17 protein-coding genes are annotated in these 15,166 nt (G+C 66.5%); 6 read left to right on the top strand and 11 right to left on the bottom strand.

Annotation, left to right across the window (positions count from 1 at the left end):
• Positions 1 to 23 precede the first annotated feature (23 nt).
• The 7 genes from AC1Q7H_RS15770 to rpe all read right to left on the bottom strand — a co-directional run bounded on the left by AC1Q7H_RS15770 (position 24) and on the right by rpe (position 6,530).
• The gene (locus AC1Q7H_RS15770; protein ID WP_153955460.1) at positions 24 to 653 is read right to left on the bottom strand and encodes a CYTH domain-containing protein; all 630 of its coding nucleotides are present in this window, start codon (positions 651 to 653) and stop codon (positions 24 to 26) included.
• A 3-nt stretch (positions 654 to 656) separates the two neighbouring features.
• A complete protein-coding gene (gene trpC, locus AC1Q7H_RS15765; protein WP_013958115.1) occupies positions 657 to 1,460 on the bottom strand; it encodes an indole-3-glycerol phosphate synthase TrpC in 804 nt (267 codons plus the stop codon).
• Between the two features lie 11 nt (positions 1,461 to 1,471).
• Positions 1,472 to 2,497 (bottom strand): anthranilate phosphoribosyltransferase, encoded by a 1,026-nt coding sequence (trpD, locus tag AC1Q7H_RS15760; RefSeq protein ID WP_085959688.1) that lies wholly within the window; start codon positions 2,495 to 2,497, stop codon positions 1,472 to 1,474.
• A gap of 62 nt (positions 2,498 to 2,559) precedes the next feature.
• On the bottom strand, positions 2,560 to 3,129 hold the full coding sequence (locus AC1Q7H_RS15755) for an aminodeoxychorismate/anthranilate synthase component II (RefSeq protein WP_013958113.1): 570 nt from the start codon (positions 3,127 to 3,129) through the stop codon (positions 2,560 to 2,562).
• Positions 3,130 to 3,149: 20 nt separating this feature from the next.
• Positions 3,150 to 4,667, bottom strand: coding sequence for an anthranilate synthase component I (gene trpE / locus AC1Q7H_RS15750; RefSeq protein WP_013958112.1), 1,518 nt, complete (start codon positions 4,665 to 4,667; stop codon positions 3,150 to 3,152).
• A gap of 421 nt (positions 4,668 to 5,088) precedes the next feature.
• Positions 5,089 to 5,832, bottom strand: a complete 744-nt coding sequence (gph, locus tag AC1Q7H_RS15745; protein ID WP_153955462.1) for a phosphoglycolate phosphatase — start codon at positions 5,830 to 5,832, stop codon at positions 5,089 to 5,091.
• Positions 5,829 to 6,530, bottom strand: a complete 702-nt coding sequence (rpe, locus tag AC1Q7H_RS15740) for a ribulose-phosphate 3-epimerase (RefSeq protein ID WP_041228163.1) — start codon at positions 6,528 to 6,530, stop codon at positions 5,829 to 5,831. The genes gph and rpe overlap by 4 nt, the downstream gene beginning before the upstream one ends.
• A 239-nt stretch (positions 6,531 to 6,769) precedes the next feature.
• Between rpe and apaG the strand changes: the two genes are divergently transcribed.
• A complete protein-coding gene (gene apaG, locus AC1Q7H_RS15735) occupies positions 6,770 to 7,144 on the top strand; it encodes a Co2+/Mg2+ efflux protein ApaG (protein WP_010809905.1) in 375 nt (124 codons plus the stop codon).
• A gap of 13 nt (positions 7,145 to 7,157) precedes the next feature.
• Here apaG and AC1Q7H_RS15730 read toward each other — a convergent pair whose 3' ends face one another.
• Positions 7,158 to 7,373, bottom strand: coding sequence for a hypothetical protein (locus tag AC1Q7H_RS15730; protein ID WP_041228161.1), 216 nt, complete (start codon positions 7,371 to 7,373; stop codon positions 7,158 to 7,160).
• 113 nt (positions 7,374 to 7,486) lie between these two features.
• On the opposite strand from AC1Q7H_RS15730, the gene mltA reads away from it, so the two are divergent.
• A complete protein-coding gene (gene mltA / locus AC1Q7H_RS15725; protein ID WP_492381468.1) occupies positions 7,487 to 8,617 on the top strand; it encodes a murein transglycosylase A in 1,131 nt (376 codons plus the stop codon).
• Positions 8,618 to 8,681: 64 nt separating this feature from the next.
• Here the strand turns inward: mltA and paaK are convergent, their stop codons facing one another.
• The 3 genes from paaK to paaG are packed head-to-tail and all read right to left on the bottom strand — an operon-like array spanning position 8,682 to position 11,353.
• Positions 8,682 to 9,986, bottom strand: coding sequence for a phenylacetate--CoA ligase PaaK (gene paaK / locus AC1Q7H_RS15720; protein WP_013958107.1), 1,305 nt, complete (start codon positions 9,984 to 9,986; stop codon positions 8,682 to 8,684).
• A gap of 49 nt (positions 9,987 to 10,035) precedes the next feature.
• Entirely contained in the window at positions 10,036 to 10,488 is a 453-nt protein-coding gene (paaI, locus tag AC1Q7H_RS15715) for a hydroxyphenylacetyl-CoA thioesterase PaaI (protein WP_013958106.1), read from the bottom strand.
• Positions 10,489 to 10,528: 40 nt separating this feature from the next.
• Positions 10,529 to 11,353 (bottom strand): 2-(1,2-epoxy-1,2-dihydrophenyl)acetyl-CoA isomerase PaaG, encoded by an 825-nt coding sequence (gene paaG / locus AC1Q7H_RS15710; RefSeq protein WP_013958105.1) that lies wholly within the window; start codon positions 11,351 to 11,353, stop codon positions 10,529 to 10,531.
• Positions 11,354 to 11,618: 265 nt separating this feature from the next.
• Here paaG and AC1Q7H_RS15705 point away from each other — a divergent pair, with 265 nt between their 5' ends.
• From AC1Q7H_RS15705 to AC1Q7H_RS15690, 4 genes are all read left to right on the top strand, one after another.
• A complete protein-coding gene (locus AC1Q7H_RS15705; protein WP_492381467.1) occupies positions 11,619 to 12,404 on the top strand; it encodes an amino acid ABC transporter substrate-binding protein in 786 nt (261 codons plus the stop codon).
• A 110-nt stretch (positions 12,405 to 12,514) separates the two neighbouring features.
• On the top strand, positions 12,515 to 13,168 hold the full coding sequence (locus AC1Q7H_RS15700) for an amino acid ABC transporter permease (protein ID WP_492381466.1): 654 nt from the start codon (positions 12,515 to 12,517) through the stop codon (positions 13,166 to 13,168).
• Positions 13,169 to 13,205: 37 nt separating this feature from the next.
• Entirely contained in the window at positions 13,206 to 13,958 is a 753-nt protein-coding gene (locus AC1Q7H_RS15695; RefSeq protein ID WP_211982339.1) for an amino acid ABC transporter ATP-binding protein, read from the top strand.
• A gap of 93 nt (positions 13,959 to 14,051) precedes the next feature.
• Positions 14,052 to 14,828 carry an enoyl-CoA hydratase gene (locus AC1Q7H_RS15690; protein ID WP_013958101.1) on the top strand — a complete coding sequence of 259 codons (777 nt, stop codon included), beginning with the start codon at positions 14,052 to 14,054 and terminating at the stop codon, positions 14,826 to 14,828.
• The last annotated feature ends 338 nt before the right edge of the window (positions 14,829 to 15,166 follow it).

The following is a 15,166-nucleotide window of genomic DNA, read 5'->3' as shown; positions in this document are numbered from 1 at the left end:
AAAGCTTGGCGGGAAAACCGCGATTATGAGGCCTTGCCTTCGGTGATTCCCGCCAGGCGGTAGCCGCGGGCGGCTTTGCTGAGGTCCGAGGGTGCAAGCGCGCCAACGGTGGTCAGCCGCGCGGCAAAGGCGCGCAGGGCATTGGTCGCGTGCGCGGCGTCGCCGTCGAGCCATTCCAGTTCGAGTTCCTGGATGGGTTCCTGAGCGGTGGCGGCCGGCGCGGTGATGGTGCCGGAGTCGAGCGCGGCCTCGATGCGCGCGCCGTCCTGCGTGACCAGCCAGGTGCGGCGGACGAAGTCGGTGCGGAACACCGGCGCCAGCCGGCCGATCAGTGGCGCGAGCACGGTTTGCGCTTCCGCGGGGAAGGTTTGCAGCTCGATGGTCTCGCCGGCGATCTCTGCCTCCCATTCATGACGCGTGGCCAGGCCGCCCTGGCTGCTGCCGGCGGTCTTCAGTGTCTGCAGCCATTGCTCGCCCTTGCGGCGCAACCGCAGCGCGGCGCGCGCCTGCGCCAGGTCGCGTTCCGGGGTGTCGAGGTAGACGTTGAGCAGCGTGGCTTCGCCCTGCGGGGCGCCGTTGGCGTCGAGCCAGGCGGCCAGCGGGGCCAGCGCGTCGTCGGGGACGGTCAGCTTGAGTTCGATTTCCTGGGCCATGGCTCAGGCAAACAGCCGCGCCAGCTCCACGCCCGGATCCGGCGCCCGCATGAACGCCTCACCCACCAGGAAGGCATGCACGTTGGCATCGCGCATGCGCTTCACATCTGCCGGGCCGAGGATGCCGGACTCGGTCACCACCAGCTTGTCGGCCGGCATGTGCGGCAGCAGGTCCAGGGTGTTGTCCAGCGACACCTCGAAGGTGCGCAGGTTGCGGTTGTTCACGCCGAGCAGCGGAGTCTTCAGGCGCAGCGCCGCATCGAGCTCGTCGTCGCCGTGCACTTCCACCAGCACATCCATGCCGAGCTCGAGCGCACAGGCTTCCAGGTCGGCCATCAGGCCCGGGTCCAGCGCGGCGACGATCAGCAGGATGCAGTCGGCGCCCCAGGTGCGCGCTTCATAGACCTGGTACAGGTCGACCATGAAGTCCTTGCGCAGGGCCGGTAGCGGACAGGCGCCGCGGGCGCGCTTCAGGTAGTCGGCGTGTCCCTGGAAGAAGTTCACGTCGGTCAGCACCGATAAACAGGCAGCGCCATGGCTGGCGTAGCTTTCGGCAATCGCCTCGGGCACGAAGTGCTCGCGCAGCACGCCCTTGGACGGCGATGCCTTCTTGACCTCGGCGATCACGCCGGCCTGGCCGGCGGCGATCTTCTCGCGCAGCGCGCGCTCAAAGCCGCGCGGTGCCAGGCCTGGCTCAGTGCGCAGGCTTTCGGCCTCGGCGCGCAGGCTGGGCAGGTCGCGCTTCTTGCGTGCGGCGGCGACTTCGTCGGCCTTCACGGCCAGGATCTTTTGCAGGATGTCGGACATATTCGCGTCTCTTACTTGAACTGCTGGGTGGCGCGCACGAACTGGTCGAGCTTCTCGCGCGCCGCGCCGCTGGCAATCGCCTCGCGCGCGCGGCGGATGCCGTCTTCGACGGAGTCGGCCACGTTGGCGGCATACAGCGCGGTGCCAGCGTTCAGCGACACGATCTCGCGCGGGGTGCCCGGCACGTTGGTCAGCGCTTCAAGCAGCATTTCCTTCGACTCCATCGCATCGGCCACCTTCAGGCCGCGATTGGAGATCATCTGCAGGCCGAAGTCCTCGGGGTGGATCTCATACTCGCGCACTTCGCCGTCCTTCAGTTCGCCCACCAGCGTGGCGGCGCCCAGCGAGACCTCGTCCATGCCGTCCTTGCCGTACACGACGATGGCGTGCTTCGCGCCCAGGCGCTGCATCACGCGCACCTGGATGCCGACCAGGTCGGGGTGGAACACGCCCATCAGGATGTTGGGCGCGTCGGCCGGATTGGTCAGCGGGCCCAGGATATTGAAGATGGTGCGCACGCCCATCTCCTTGCGGATCGGGGCGACGTTCTTCATCGCCGGGTGGTGCGTGGGCGCGAACATGAAGCCGATGCCGGTCTCTTCGATGCACTGGCCGACCTGCTCGGGCGTCAGCATGATGTTCACGCCCAGCGCTTCCAGCACGTCCGCGCTGCCCGACTTGGAGCTGACGCCACGGTTGCCATGCTTGGCGATCTTGGCGCCGGCGGCGGCCGCGACGAACATCGATGCGGTGGAGATATTGAAGGTATGCGAGCCGTCGCCGCCGGTGCCGACGATATCGACGAAGTTCTCGCGATCTGCCACCAGCACCTTGTTGGCGAACTCGCGCATCACCTGCGCGGCGGCGGAGATCTCGCCGATGGTTTCCTTCTTCACGCGTAGGCCGGTCAGGATCGCGGCGGCCATCACCGGCGAGATCTGCCCCTGCATGATCTGCCGCATCAGGTGCAGCATCTCGTCATGGAAGATTTCGCGGTGCTCGATGCAGCGCGTCAGGGCTTCTTGCGGCGTGATCATGGCGTTCTCGTTGACAGTCTGGATGGCGTGGTGCGGGCTGGAAGGTGCGGAATCGAGCAGTCTCATCGCGGCGCCTTGACGAAGTTGGCCAGCAGCGCATGGCCATGCTCGGACAGGATCGACTCGGGATGGAACTGCACGCCTTCTACGGCGAGCGTCTTGTGGCGCACGCCCATGATCTCGCCGTCCGGGGTCCAGGCGGTGATCTCCAGGCAATCGGGCAGGGTTTCGCGCTCGATTGCCAGTGAATGATAGCGCGTCACGTCGAAGTGCTTGGGCAGCCCGGCGAACACGCCTTGCTGCGTAGTCTCGATGGTGCTGACCTTGCCGTGCATCACCTGCTTGGCGCGGATCACCTTGCCGCCGAAAGCCTCGCCGATGGCCTGGTGGCCCAGGCACACGCCCAGCAGCGGGATCCTGCCGGCAAAGTGCTGCAGCGCTGCCACCGAGATGCCGGCTTCCTTCGGGCTGCACGGCCCGGGCGAGACGCAGATGTGGTCCGGCTTGAGCGCCTCGATCTCCTCGATGGTGATCTCGTCGTTGCGGTAGGTGCGTACGTCTTCGCCCAGTTCGCCGAAATACTGGACCAGGTTATAGGTGAACGAATCGTAGTTGTCGATCATCAGCAGCATGGCGTCTGTCTCCTGTTCTCTCAGATGTCGGAGTCCAGGCCATCCTGGACCTGCTCGGCGGCGCGGATCACGGCGCGCGCCTTGGCTTCGGTTTCCCTCCATTCGGCTTCGGGGTCCGAATCGGCGACGATGCCGGCGGCGGCCTGCACGTAGAGGTTGCCGTCCTTGACGATGCCGGTGCGGATCGCGATCGCCAGGTCCATCTCGCCGCCGAACGACAGGTAGCCCACCGCGCCGCCATAGATGCCGCGCTTGCGCGGTTCCAGCTCGTCGATGATTTCCATCGCGTGGACCTTGGGCGCGCCCGACAGCGTGCCGGCCGGAAAGGTCGCGCGCAGCACGTCCAGGTTGCTGATGCCTTCGCGCAGCGTGCCTTCGACCGAGCTGACGATATGCTGCACGTGCGAGTATTTCTCGATCACCATCTTGTCGGTGACCTTGACCGAACCGGTCTCGGCGATGCGGCCGATATCGTTGCGCGCCAGGTCGATCAGCATCACGTGCTCTGCGATCTCCTTGGGATCCTGCAGCAGCTCGGTGGCGAGCTGGGCGTCCTTCTCCGGCGTATTGCCGCGCGGGCGCGTGCCGGCCAGCGGGCGGATGGTGACGATGTGTTCGCTGCGCATGTCGCCGTTGGTGCCGACCTTGCGCTCCTCCTGGCGCACCAGGATCTCCGGCGACGCGCCCACTACCTGGAAGTCGCCGAAGTTGTAGAAGTACATGTACGGCGACGGGTTCAGCGAGCGCAGCGCGCGGTACAGCGACAGCGGCGCGTCGCGGTAGGGCTTGACCAGGCGCTGGCCGATCTGCACCTGCATCATGTCGCCGGCCATGATGTATTCCTTGGCCTTGTGCACCGCCGCCAGGTAGTCGGGCTTGGCGAATTCGCGGTAGACCTCGGTCTGCACCGACGGGCTGGTGACCGGCACGTCCACCGGCTGGCGCAGCTTCATGCGCAGCTCGCGCAGGCGCTGGCGGGCGCGGGGGTAGGCCTCGGGCGTGGTCGGGTCGGCGTAGACGATCAGGTAGAGCTTGCCCGACAGGTTGTCGATGACGGCCAGTTCCTCGCACAGCAGCAACTGGATGTCCGGCAGGTTCAGGTCGTCGGGCTTCTGCGTGTCGGCGAGCTTCTTCTCGATATAGCGCACCGCGTCGTAGCCGAAGTAGCCGGCCAGGCCGCCGCAGAAGCGCGGCAGTCCGGGGCGCAGCGCCACCTTGAAGCGCTGTTCGAACTCGGCGATGAAATCGAGCGGGTTGCCTTCATGGGTTTCCACCACCTTGCCGTCGGTCACCACCTCGGTGCGGTTGCCGAAGGCGCGCAGCAGCGTGCGGGCATGCAGGCCGATAAACGAGAAGCGCCCGAAGCGCTCGCCGCCCACCACCGATTCCAGCAGGAAGGTGTTGACGCCGCGCGTCTGCGACTGGGCCAGCTTCAGGTACAGCGACAGCGGCGTTTCCAGGTCGGCAAAGGCCTCGGCGATCAGCGGGATGCGGTTGTAGCCCTGGTCGGCCAGCGATTTGAATTCCAGTTCGGTCATGTCGGTCCTCTTGTGCGGCGCGCGCTGCGCGGTGGAGGGGCGCGGCGCCGCTTATCGGCAATCAGGCTGGAGCGAATGGATACCCGCCCCGTTGGCGGACCGTGGTGCAAGCGGCTTGCGGACAAGACTGCACACGGCCGGGGAAGGGCGTGCGGCGCGTTCTTGAGCTAAACGTAGCACACGAATATGGCGGCTACGCTGGCTTGCGGCGGGTTTTGGTGGGAATGCCCGGCAGCTAGGCCGGTGTGGCGAGGCCCTCGGGTCGAGGGCTCGTCAGCAGACTCGCGAACGCACTTTACGCCTGTTGGGAGGCGCGCCAGCGACGCCAGGGCCAAGCCTGCCGATCACTGCCAGAAGAGATGCGTTTGCGGTTGAGAAACATGAAATGTTTGGGATTTGGTCGGGATCGACGAAATTCGGACTATCGATGACCTGCCCAGTGTGCCGCAAACAGCGCTGCGGCGTGGGCAATGGAGTCGACTATACCATCGGCGTCAACGCCTTGTACAGGGTTGCCATGGTTGTAGCCATAGGGCACCAGCAGCACGCCCATGCCGGCCGCGCGGGCCGCCTGCGCGTCGTTTTCCGAGTCGCCCAGCGCCGCCATGGTCGACGGCTCCAGCCCGAAGGCGTCGGCCACTTTCAGCAGCGGGAAGGGGTCGGGCTTGCGCAGCGGGAAGGCGTCGCCGCCGTAGACCAGCTCGAAGTACTGGGCCAGGCCGGTCTTGGCCAGCAGCGGCTCGGTGAAGCTGTAGGGCTTGTTGGTCACGCAGGCCAGCCGCAGCCCGGCCGCCTTCATCGCCGCCAGGCCTTCGCGCACGCCGGGGTAGACCTGCGAGAACTGGCCGTTGATGCGGATGTACTCGCGGTCGTACAGCGCATAGGCGTCGGCGAACAGGCCGTTGGCATGCAGCGGCGAGAAGCGCGCGTCCAGCACGCGCCGGATCAGGTTTTCCGAACCCTTGCCGACATAGCTGACGATCTCCGCCTCGGACATCGGCGCCGCCGGGCCGAGGTTGGGGTGCTGGCGGCCCAGCGCCAGCAGCATGGCGTTGATCGAGGCGTGGAAGTCGCCCGCGGTGTCGACCATGGTGCCGTCGAGGTCGACGATCACGCCTTCGATGCCGCGCCAGTCAGTGCGGCGCAGGAACACGCCCTCGGTCATTGGCCGGCCTTGGCCAGTTCGCCGCGCAGGGCCGAGATGATGCCGCGGTAGCCGCCGTCCGCATCCGGCTTGCCGAACACGGCCGAGCCCGCCACGAAGGTGTCGGCGCCGGCCGCCGCGATCTCGGCGATGTTGTCCACCTTCACACCGCCGTCGACTTCCAGCAGGATGGTGCGGCCGGTGCGGGCGGTGTATTCATCGATGCGCTGGCGCACGACGCGCAGCTTGTTGAGCGTCTCGGGAATGAACGACTGGCCGCCGAAGCCCGGGTTGACCGACATCAGCAGGATCACGTCGAGGCGGTCCATTACGTGGTCCAGGTGGTGCAGCGGCGTGGCCGGATTGAACACCAGGCCGGCCTGGCAGCCGTGGTCGCGGATCAGCGCGAGCGAGCGGTCCACGTGCTCGCTGGCTTCCGGGTGGAAGGTGATGATATTGGCGCCCGCCTTGGCAAAGTCCGGGATGATCCGGTCCACCGGGCGCACCATCAGGTGCACGTCGATCGGCGCGGTCACGTGGGGGCGGATCGCCTCGCACACCAGCGGGCCCACGGTCAGGTTGGGCACGTAATGGTTGTCCATCACGTCGAAGTGGATCCAGTCGGCGCCAGCCTCGGTCACGCGGCGCACTTCCTCGCCCAGGCGGGCAAAGTCGGCGGACAGGATGGACGGGGCGATGCGGTAGGTGGGCGTGCTCATGTCGGCGGCTAGGAGGTGGGGTGCTGGGGAATGCTGTTTGCGTCTCTGGCGTGCCCAGGGGCGGGCGCCAGAGGGGATCAGGCGGGGCGTCCGGCGCGGCCCGGCCCTGAAAGGGCTATATTCTACCGCTGCCCGGCGCGCGGTGATCTTGCCGGTGCTCTTGCCCGTGCCGCGGCCATCCCGCACAATGCGGCTACCCACTTCCCTGCCTGGCGCCTCACACGCCGGCCCTGCCCACGATGAGCGAGTACGCTTTCTCCGTCTCGGTACGCACCCAGTACCTGCCGGACCAGTCAGAACCTGAGCGCGGGCGCCATGCCTTCGCCTACACCATCACCATCCACAATACCGGGGAGGTGGCGGCGCAGCTGATCTCGCGCCACTGGGTCATCACCGACAGCGACAACGGCACGCAGGAAGTGGCGGGCCTGGGCGTGGTCGGCCACCAGCCGCTGCTCAAGCCGGGCGAGCATTTCGAATACACCAGCTGGGCCACCATCTCGACTCCGGTGGGCTCGATGAAGGGCGAATACTTCTGCGTGGCCGAGGACGGCCACCGCTTCGAGGTGCCGATCCCTGAATTTGCGCTGGTGCTGCCGCGCATGCTGCACTGACCCTGCGGGGAACCTATTGGCGCGATGCGCTGTCCTGATCCTGCGGCGGCGCTTCAGCGCTGCCCTGCGCCGGCTGGCGCGACGGATGCTCGGACGGGGCGCGCGTGGGGCGCGGGTTCTTTTTCGCCGTGCCCATGGTCCAGACCACGATAAAGATCAGCAGGAACAGCGCCACGCCGGCTTCCAGGGCGAACAGCAGCATGGGATGGGCTTCGAAGAACTTGCTCATGGCGGATGCAGCGCAGGCCCGCGGGGGCGCAGGCGATGGTTGAAGGATGACGGTGGGATTGTAGGGGCAATCGGCCCGCAAGCTGCGCCGCCCGGACTTTGAACAATAGCAAGATGGCATACGCAGACTCTTTCCCGATTTCCCCAGTTTCTCCCTGGCGCTCGCTGCGCGTTCGCGGCTGGCTGGTGCTGTCCGGCGCGGCCGTGCTGCTGGCCGGCTGCATGAGCGGCCCGCCGCCGCGCATCGAGACCGGCCCGGCCACGCCGCCGACGGCCTCGTCGCAGAAGGGCAGTCTGCAGGCCGCCAGCTGGGCCGAGATCGGCGGCTGGGCCCAGGACGACGTGCGCGCCGCCTGGCCCGCGCTGCAGGCCAGCTGCCAGGCGCTGAAGAAGCGCGCCGAGTGGAGCCGCGCCTGTGCCGCCGGCATGATGGTCGATGCCGGCGACCTCAACGCCATGCGCGCCTATTTCGAAAGCAACTTCCAGCCATACCGCGTGCTCAACGGCGACGGCACCGACAACGGCCTGATCACCGGCTACTACGAACCGATCCTGCACGGCTCGCGCACGCGCCAGGGCAAGTTCCAGGTGCCGCTGTACCGCAAGCCGGCGCAGTTCGGCAACCGCCCGCTGCCGGCCCGCGCCGAGCTGCTGCAGAACCCGGCCATGCGCGGCAGCGAGCTGGTCTGGGTAGATGACGCAGTCGAGGCCGCCTTCCTGCAGATCCAGGGCTCGGGCCGCATCCGCATGGCCGACGGCAGCATCATGCGGGTGGGCTTCGGCGGCACCAACGACCAGCCGTTCCGCTCGTTCGGCAAATGGCTGCTGGACCGCGGCGAGATCACGCCGGCGCAGGCCACCATGCAGGGCATCAAGGCCTGGGCGCGCGCCAACCCGGGCCGCGTCGACGAGATGCTCAACATCAACCCGCGCTTTGTCTTCTTCCGCGAGCTGCCGGCCAACAACGACGGCCCGGTGGGCGCGCTGGGCGTGCCGCTGACGGCGGAGCGCTCGATCGCGGTCGACCCGGCCACCATCCCGCTGGGGGTGCCGGTGTTCCTGTCGACCACGCGCCCGCTGTCGACCGAGCCGATCCAGCGGCTGATGTTCGCGCAGGACACCGGCAGCGCCATCAAGGGCGGGGTACGCGCGGACTTCTTCTGGGGCGCGGGCGACGCCGCCGGCGAGACCGCGGGCCGCATGAAGCAGGGCGGCCGCATGTGGGTGCTGATGCCGCGCAGCTGAGCGCCGCAGCCGGCAATGCAAAAAGGGCGCCATCGCGGCGCCCTTTCTTCATGGTGGACAGCCCTCAGCGCGGGCGCTGGTCGACGATCCGCCGCGCCTTGCCCACCGAGCGCTCGACGCCGCCCTCGGGCAGCACCTCGATGCCGGCGGTGACGCCGATATAGGCCTTGATCTCCTGCGCCAGCCGCTCGCGCGCGCCTTGCGCCAGCGCCGGCTCGCTGCCGTGGGCGCATTCCACGCGCACCGTCAGCGTGTCCATGTGGCCGTCCTTGGTCAGCACGCACTGGTAGTGCGGCGCGAGCTCGGCGTGCTTGAGGATCAGTTCCTCGATCTGCGACGGGAACACGTTGACCCCGCGCACGATCATCATGTCGTCGGTGCGGCCGGTGACCTTCTCCATGCGGCGGAATGCCGCACGCGCCGTGCCCGGCAGCAGCCGGGTCAGGTCGCGGGTGCGGTAGCGCACCACCGGCATTGCCTCCTTGGTCAGCGAGGTGAACACCAGCTCCCCGAACTCCCCGTCGGGCAGCACTGCGCCGGTGTCGGGATCGATGATCTCGGGGTAGAAATGGTCTTCCCAGATGGTCGGGCCGTCCTTGGTCTCGGCGCACTCATTGGCCACGCCCGGGCCCATCACCTCTGACAGGCCGTAGATATCGACTGCCGAGATGCCCATGCGCTTCTCGATCGCCAGCCGCATTTCCGGCGTCCACGGCTCCGCGCCGAAGATGCCCACGCGCAGCGAGCTGCTGGCCGGGTCGATGCCCTGGCGCTCGAACTCGTCGGCGATCGCCAGCATATAGCTGGGGGTCACCATGATCACTTCGGGCTTGAAGTCCTGGATCAGTTGCACCTGGCGCTCGGTCTGGCCGCCACCGAAGGGGATCGCGGTCAGGCCGGCCTTCTCCACGCCGTAGTGCGCGCCCAGGCCGCCGGTGAAGAGGCCGTAGCCGTAGCTGATGTGCACCTTGTCGCCGCGCCGCGCGCCCGAGGCGCGGATCGAGCGCGCCATCACCGTGGCCCAGTTGTCGATGTCCTGGAGCGTGTAGCCGACGACGGTGGGCTTGCCGGTGGTGCCGGACGAGGCGTGGATGCGCGCCACCCGGTCCTGCGGCACGGCGAACATGCCGAACGGGTAGTTGTCGCGCAGGTCCTGCTTGCTGGTGAACGGGAATCGCGCCAGGTCGGCCAGCGAATGCAGCTGGTCGGGGTGGACCCCGGCTTCGTCAAACTTGCGGCGGTACACCGGCGAATTGGCGTAGGCGTGGTTGAGCGACCATCTCAGCCGCTCCAGCTGCAAGGCCTGCAGCTCGGCGCGGCTGGCGGTCTCGATCGCATCCAGGGGCAGATCGGTCAGGCGCGTGCTCATGTCGTCTCCTGCACGGGGGCGTTGGTCTTAAGTATCTTGCCGGATTTGCTCAGGCGCCTTCTGTCCCTTCAGGCGGCGGCACCACGTGTCCCTTGATCTGCGCCGACTTGCCGCGGAACATCGCCACCACCTGGCCCGCGGCGTTGGTCACGCGGATATCGTAGATGCCGTGCCGGCCGGACAGGACCTGCTCGGTGGCCTCGGCGGTCAGCACGTCGCCGCCGTGCACGGGCTTGAGGAATTCGATGCTGCAGCCCGCCGCCACGGTGTTGATGTTATGGCTGTTGCAGGCAAAAGCGAAGGTCGAATCGGCCAGCGTGAACATCAGGCCGCCGTGGCAGATGCCGTGGCCGTTGAGGAATTCCTTGCGCACCGGCATGGTCAGCCGGGCGTAGCCGGGCCGCACGGCCTCGACCGTGATGCCCAGCCAGCGGCTGCAGGTGTCGGCTTCATACATGGCGGCGGCGGCCGCTTCGGCGAGGGCCTGGGGGTCCTGTTTCAAGCTGGTCTCCTATATAGAGGGGCGGGCAGGCCCGCGCGGCTTACTTGCCGGTGAAGTGCGGTGCGCGCTTTTCGAGGAAGGCGTTGACGCCCTCCGCGTAGTCGGCGGACTGGCCGAGCTCGCGCTGCAGGTCGCGTTCCAGGTCCAGCTGGGTGTCCAGCGTGGCGGTGGCGCTGGCATACATGGCGCGCTTGATCGCGGCCAGCGCGCGGGTCGGCTGCCCGGCCAGATGCGTGGCCAGCGCCAGCGCCTGTTCCGGCAGCAGCGGGTCGTCCATGGTCTCCCAGACCAGGCCCCATTTCTCGGCCTCTTCGGCGCTCAGCCGCTCGCCGGTCATGGCCAGGCCCAGCGCGCGCGCCATGCCGACGCGCTGCGGCAGCAGCCAGGTGCCGCCCGAATCCGGCACCAGCCCGATCTTGACGAAGGCCTGGATAAAGCTGGCCGAGCGCGCCGCCAACACCATGTCGCAGGCCAGCGCCAGGTTGGCCCCGGCGCCGGCCGCGGTGCCGTTGACCGCGGCCACCACCGGCAGCGGCAGTGCCTGCAGCCGGCGGATCAGCGGGTTGAACCAGGTATCGATCAGCTCGCCCAGGTCGGTCATGTGCCCGGGCGTGAAATCCAGGTCGGCCAGGTCCTGGCCGGCGCAGAAGCCGCGGCCCGCCCCGGTCAACAGCAGGGCGCGCGCGCCGCCGGCCTCGACATGGTCGAGCGCCTGCTGCAGCGCCTGGTGCATCGCGCGGGTGAAGCTGTTGAGCTTGTCGGGGCGGTTCAGGGTGATCACGGCCACCGGGCCCTGCCATTGCAGCAAGACCGGGCCGGCATCGATGCTGACCGGCTGGCCAGCGGAGGTGGACATCGGGGGCATTGGGTTGTCTCCTGCCGGATATTGTCGCGGTCGGCGCGGGCGGCTGTTGTCGACGGCGCCTCTTAAATAAACCGACCAGTCGGTCGGCAAATGTTAGCACTAATTTTTGGCTGCGGGTTGGCGCGTGCCTTCCAATGCAGGCAGGGTCCGCAATGGCGGTCGCGGGCGTCGCTCTATAATCGCGCTGCCAACAACAATCTGAAACCTGCCGGCCGACATCTGTGTGCGGATACCGGCATGCTCGCCTATTCGCATTGGAAATCCTATGAAGAAGATCGCTGCATTACTCCTGATTTCGTCCGTGGCGCTGTTTGCGGCGTGCGGCAAGAAAGAAGCGGCCCCTGCTGCCGGCGCCGACACGGCCACCAAGATCATTGTCGGCCTGGACGACAACTTCCCGCCCATGGGTTTTCGCGATGACAAGAATGAACTCGTCGGCTTCGATATCGATATGGCCAGGGAGGCCAGCCGCCGTCTCGGCATGACGGTCGAATTCAAGCCGATCGACTGGAGCGCCAAGGAGGCGGAACTCAACGGCAAGCGCGTGGATGTGCTGTGGAACGGGCTGACCATCACCGAAGAGCGCAAGAAGAACATCAGCTTCACCGCTCCCTATATGACCAACCACCAGATCGTCATCGTCGGTGCCAGCTCGCCGGTGAAGGCCAAGGCCGACCTGGCCGGCCGCATCGTCGGCGCGCAGGACGGCAGCAGCGCGGTGGATGCGATCAAGAAGGAAAGCCAGGTCGCCGCCAGCCTGAAGGAACTCAAGACCTTCGGCGATAACGTCACGGCCCTGATGGACCTGTCGACCGGCCGCCTCGATGCAATTGTGGTGGATGAAGTGGTGGGCCGCTACCTGATCAGCAAGCGTGCCGGCGAATACAAGGTGCTGGAGGAAAACTTCGGCACGGAGGAATATGGCGTCGGCGTGCGCAAGGATGACGCCGAGCTGCTCGGCAAGCTCGACAAGACCCTGGCCTCCATGAAGCAGGATGGCACGGCCGCCCGCATCGCCACCCAGTGGTTCGGCACTGACATCACCAAGTAATCCAGACGCTGCGTGACGCCCTGCGCCGTTCCGGCAGGGCGCCGCGCCACATCCGGACTCACGCGCCGGCCCGGCGCCTGGGATCCCACCTCCTTCTGTTTCGCGCGAGCATGGACTACGTCTTATCTCTTCTGGCGCCATTGGCGCAGGGTGCGCAAGTCACGCTCACACTATTCGCCATCACGCTTGCCCTGTCGGTGCCGCTGGGGCTTGCGCTGGCGCTGGCACGCATCTCGTCATGGCCGTGGCTGAGCGGCCTGGTCAATGGCTATATCTGGCTGATGCGTGGCACGCCGCTGATGCTGCAGATGCTGTTTATCTATTTCGCGCTGCCGTTCGTGCCGGTCATCGGCGTGCGCCTGCCTGACTTTCCCGCCGCGGTGGTGGCCTTCGCCCTGAACTACGCTGCCTATTTCGCGGAAGTCTTCCGCGCCGGGATCAAGTCGGTCGATCGCGGCCAGTATGAAGCCAGCAAGGCGCTGGGCATGAACTATTTCCAGACCATGCGGCGGGTCGTGCTGCCGCAGATGGTCAGCCGGGTGTTGCCGCCGGTCAGCAATGAAACCATCACGCTGATCAAGGACACGTCCCTGATCTACGTGCTGGCCCTCAACGATATTCTTCGCACCGCGCGCGGCATCGTGCAGCGTGATTTCACCACCACGCCTTTCCTGGTCGCCGCGCTCTTCTATCTGGTGATGACGCTGATTCTGACCTGGTTCTTCCAGAATCTCGAAAAACGCTATGCCAAACATGATGACTAGCCCGACCGGCGCCAATTCCCACAATGCGCCCGGCATCATGATCGCGGCGCGGGATCTCTTCAAATCGTTCGGGCCACTGGAGGTCTTGCGCGGTGTCTCCCTGACCTTGCGCAAGGGGGATGTCACCGCGGTGATCGGACCCTCGGGCTCGGGCAAGAGTACCTTGCTGCGCTGCCTGAATCATCTTGAGGTGATCGACCGCGGCACCCTTGAAATCGAAGGCGAGGCGCTGGCGGCAGCCGGCCCTGACGGCGCAGCCAGATATGTGGCGGACGCGGAAGTGCGCCGCATCTGCCGGAAGATGGGCATGGTGTTCCAGTCGTTCAACCTGTTTCCGCACATGACGGTGCTGCAGAACATTATCGAAGCCCCCATGACCGTCAAGGGACTGGCGCGCGATGTTGTGGTGCCCAAGGCCGAAGAGCTGCTGCGCAAGGTTGGCCTGCTGGGCAAGCGGGACAGCTACCCGGCTCGCCTGTCAGGCGGCCAGAAGCAACGGGTGGCGATTGCGCGGGCGCTGGCCATGGAGCCCGACATCATGCTGTTCGACGAGCCGACCTCCGCGCTGGACCCGGAGTTGACCGGGGAGGTGCTGCGCACCATGCGGCAACTGGCTGAAGAACATATGACCATGCTGGTTGTCACGCATGAGATGGGGTTTGCGCGGGAAGTGGCAAACCACGTTGTGTTCATGGACGAGGGCAGGATCCTGGAGGAAGGGCCGCCTGAGGAAGTGTTCGGGGCACCAGCTCACGCGCGCACCCGCGAATTCCTGGCGCACATGCTCTAGGCGGCGCCTGCGCCGCCACACCGCAACCGGTGGCAGAATAGCCCGCAGCCGGTGGCGACGGTGCCATCCGCCTGCAAATACATAGGAGAAGACATGCCGTACGAAAACATCCTGGTCGAGACCCGTGGCCGTGTTGGCCTGGTCACGCTGAACCGCCCGAAGGCCCTGAACGCGCTCAATGACGCGCTGATGGACGAGCTTGGCGCCGCGCTGACCGCCTTCGACCAGGATGAGGGCATCGGCGCCATCGTCATTACCGGCAGCGAGCGCGCCTTTGCCGCCGGCGCCGATATCGGCATGATGGCCAAGTATTCCTTCATGGATGTGTACAAGGGCGATTACATCACCCGCAACTGGGAAACCATCCGCAAGATCCGCAAGCCGGTGATCGCCGGCGTGGCCGGCTATGCGTTGGGCGGCGGCTGCGAGCTGGCGATGATGTGCGACATCATCATTGCGGCAGATTCGGCCCGGTTCGGCCAACCCGAGGTGAAGCTGGGCACCATGCCCGGCGCCGGCGGCACCCAGCGCCTGCCACGCGCGGTGTCCAAGGCCAAGGCCATGGACCTGTGCCTGACCTCGCGCATGATGGACGCCGCCGAAGCCGAGCGCTCGGGCCTGGTGTCGCGCGTGGTGCCGGCCGACAAGCTGCTGGACGAAGTGCTGGCGGCCGCCGAGACCATTGCCGGGTTCTCGCTGCCGGTGGTCATGATGATCAAGGAGTCGGTCAACGCCGCCTACGAGACCACGCTGGCCGAAGGCGTGCACTTCGAGCGCCGGCTGTTCCATGCCACCTTCGCCAGCGAAGACCAGAAGGAAGGCATGGCCGCTTTCGTCGAGAAGCGCAGCCCGAATTTCCAGCATCGCTAAGGCCTGGATCAGGGAATACCCGAGGGCAGTGCGGGGGTATTAAGTTTCTCCCGCACTCGTCATTTCGGGGATTTCCTTTGCCACTCAATGGCTTACGACATAATCCCCGGAACCCCTAGCGGATCGTTGTGACAAAGTTGTTGCAAGGTGCGCGAATCCGGCCTACTATTCGCCCCCTCGCAACACACAATGCAGCGCTGCAACGCAGACGCAGCAAGGGTTGCGGGGTCGACCGGATAGGTTGGCGCAGCGAAGTTTGCAGCGCTGACCGCAGCGAAAAAAGTTGCTGAAACGGTTGACGAAACGAAGAAAGCTCTGCATAATCTCGTTTCTCTGCT

Source organism: Cupriavidus sp. GW823-FHT06D04 (assembly GCF_058795055.1).
This window is presented reverse-complemented; position numbering and strand designations above follow the sequence as displayed.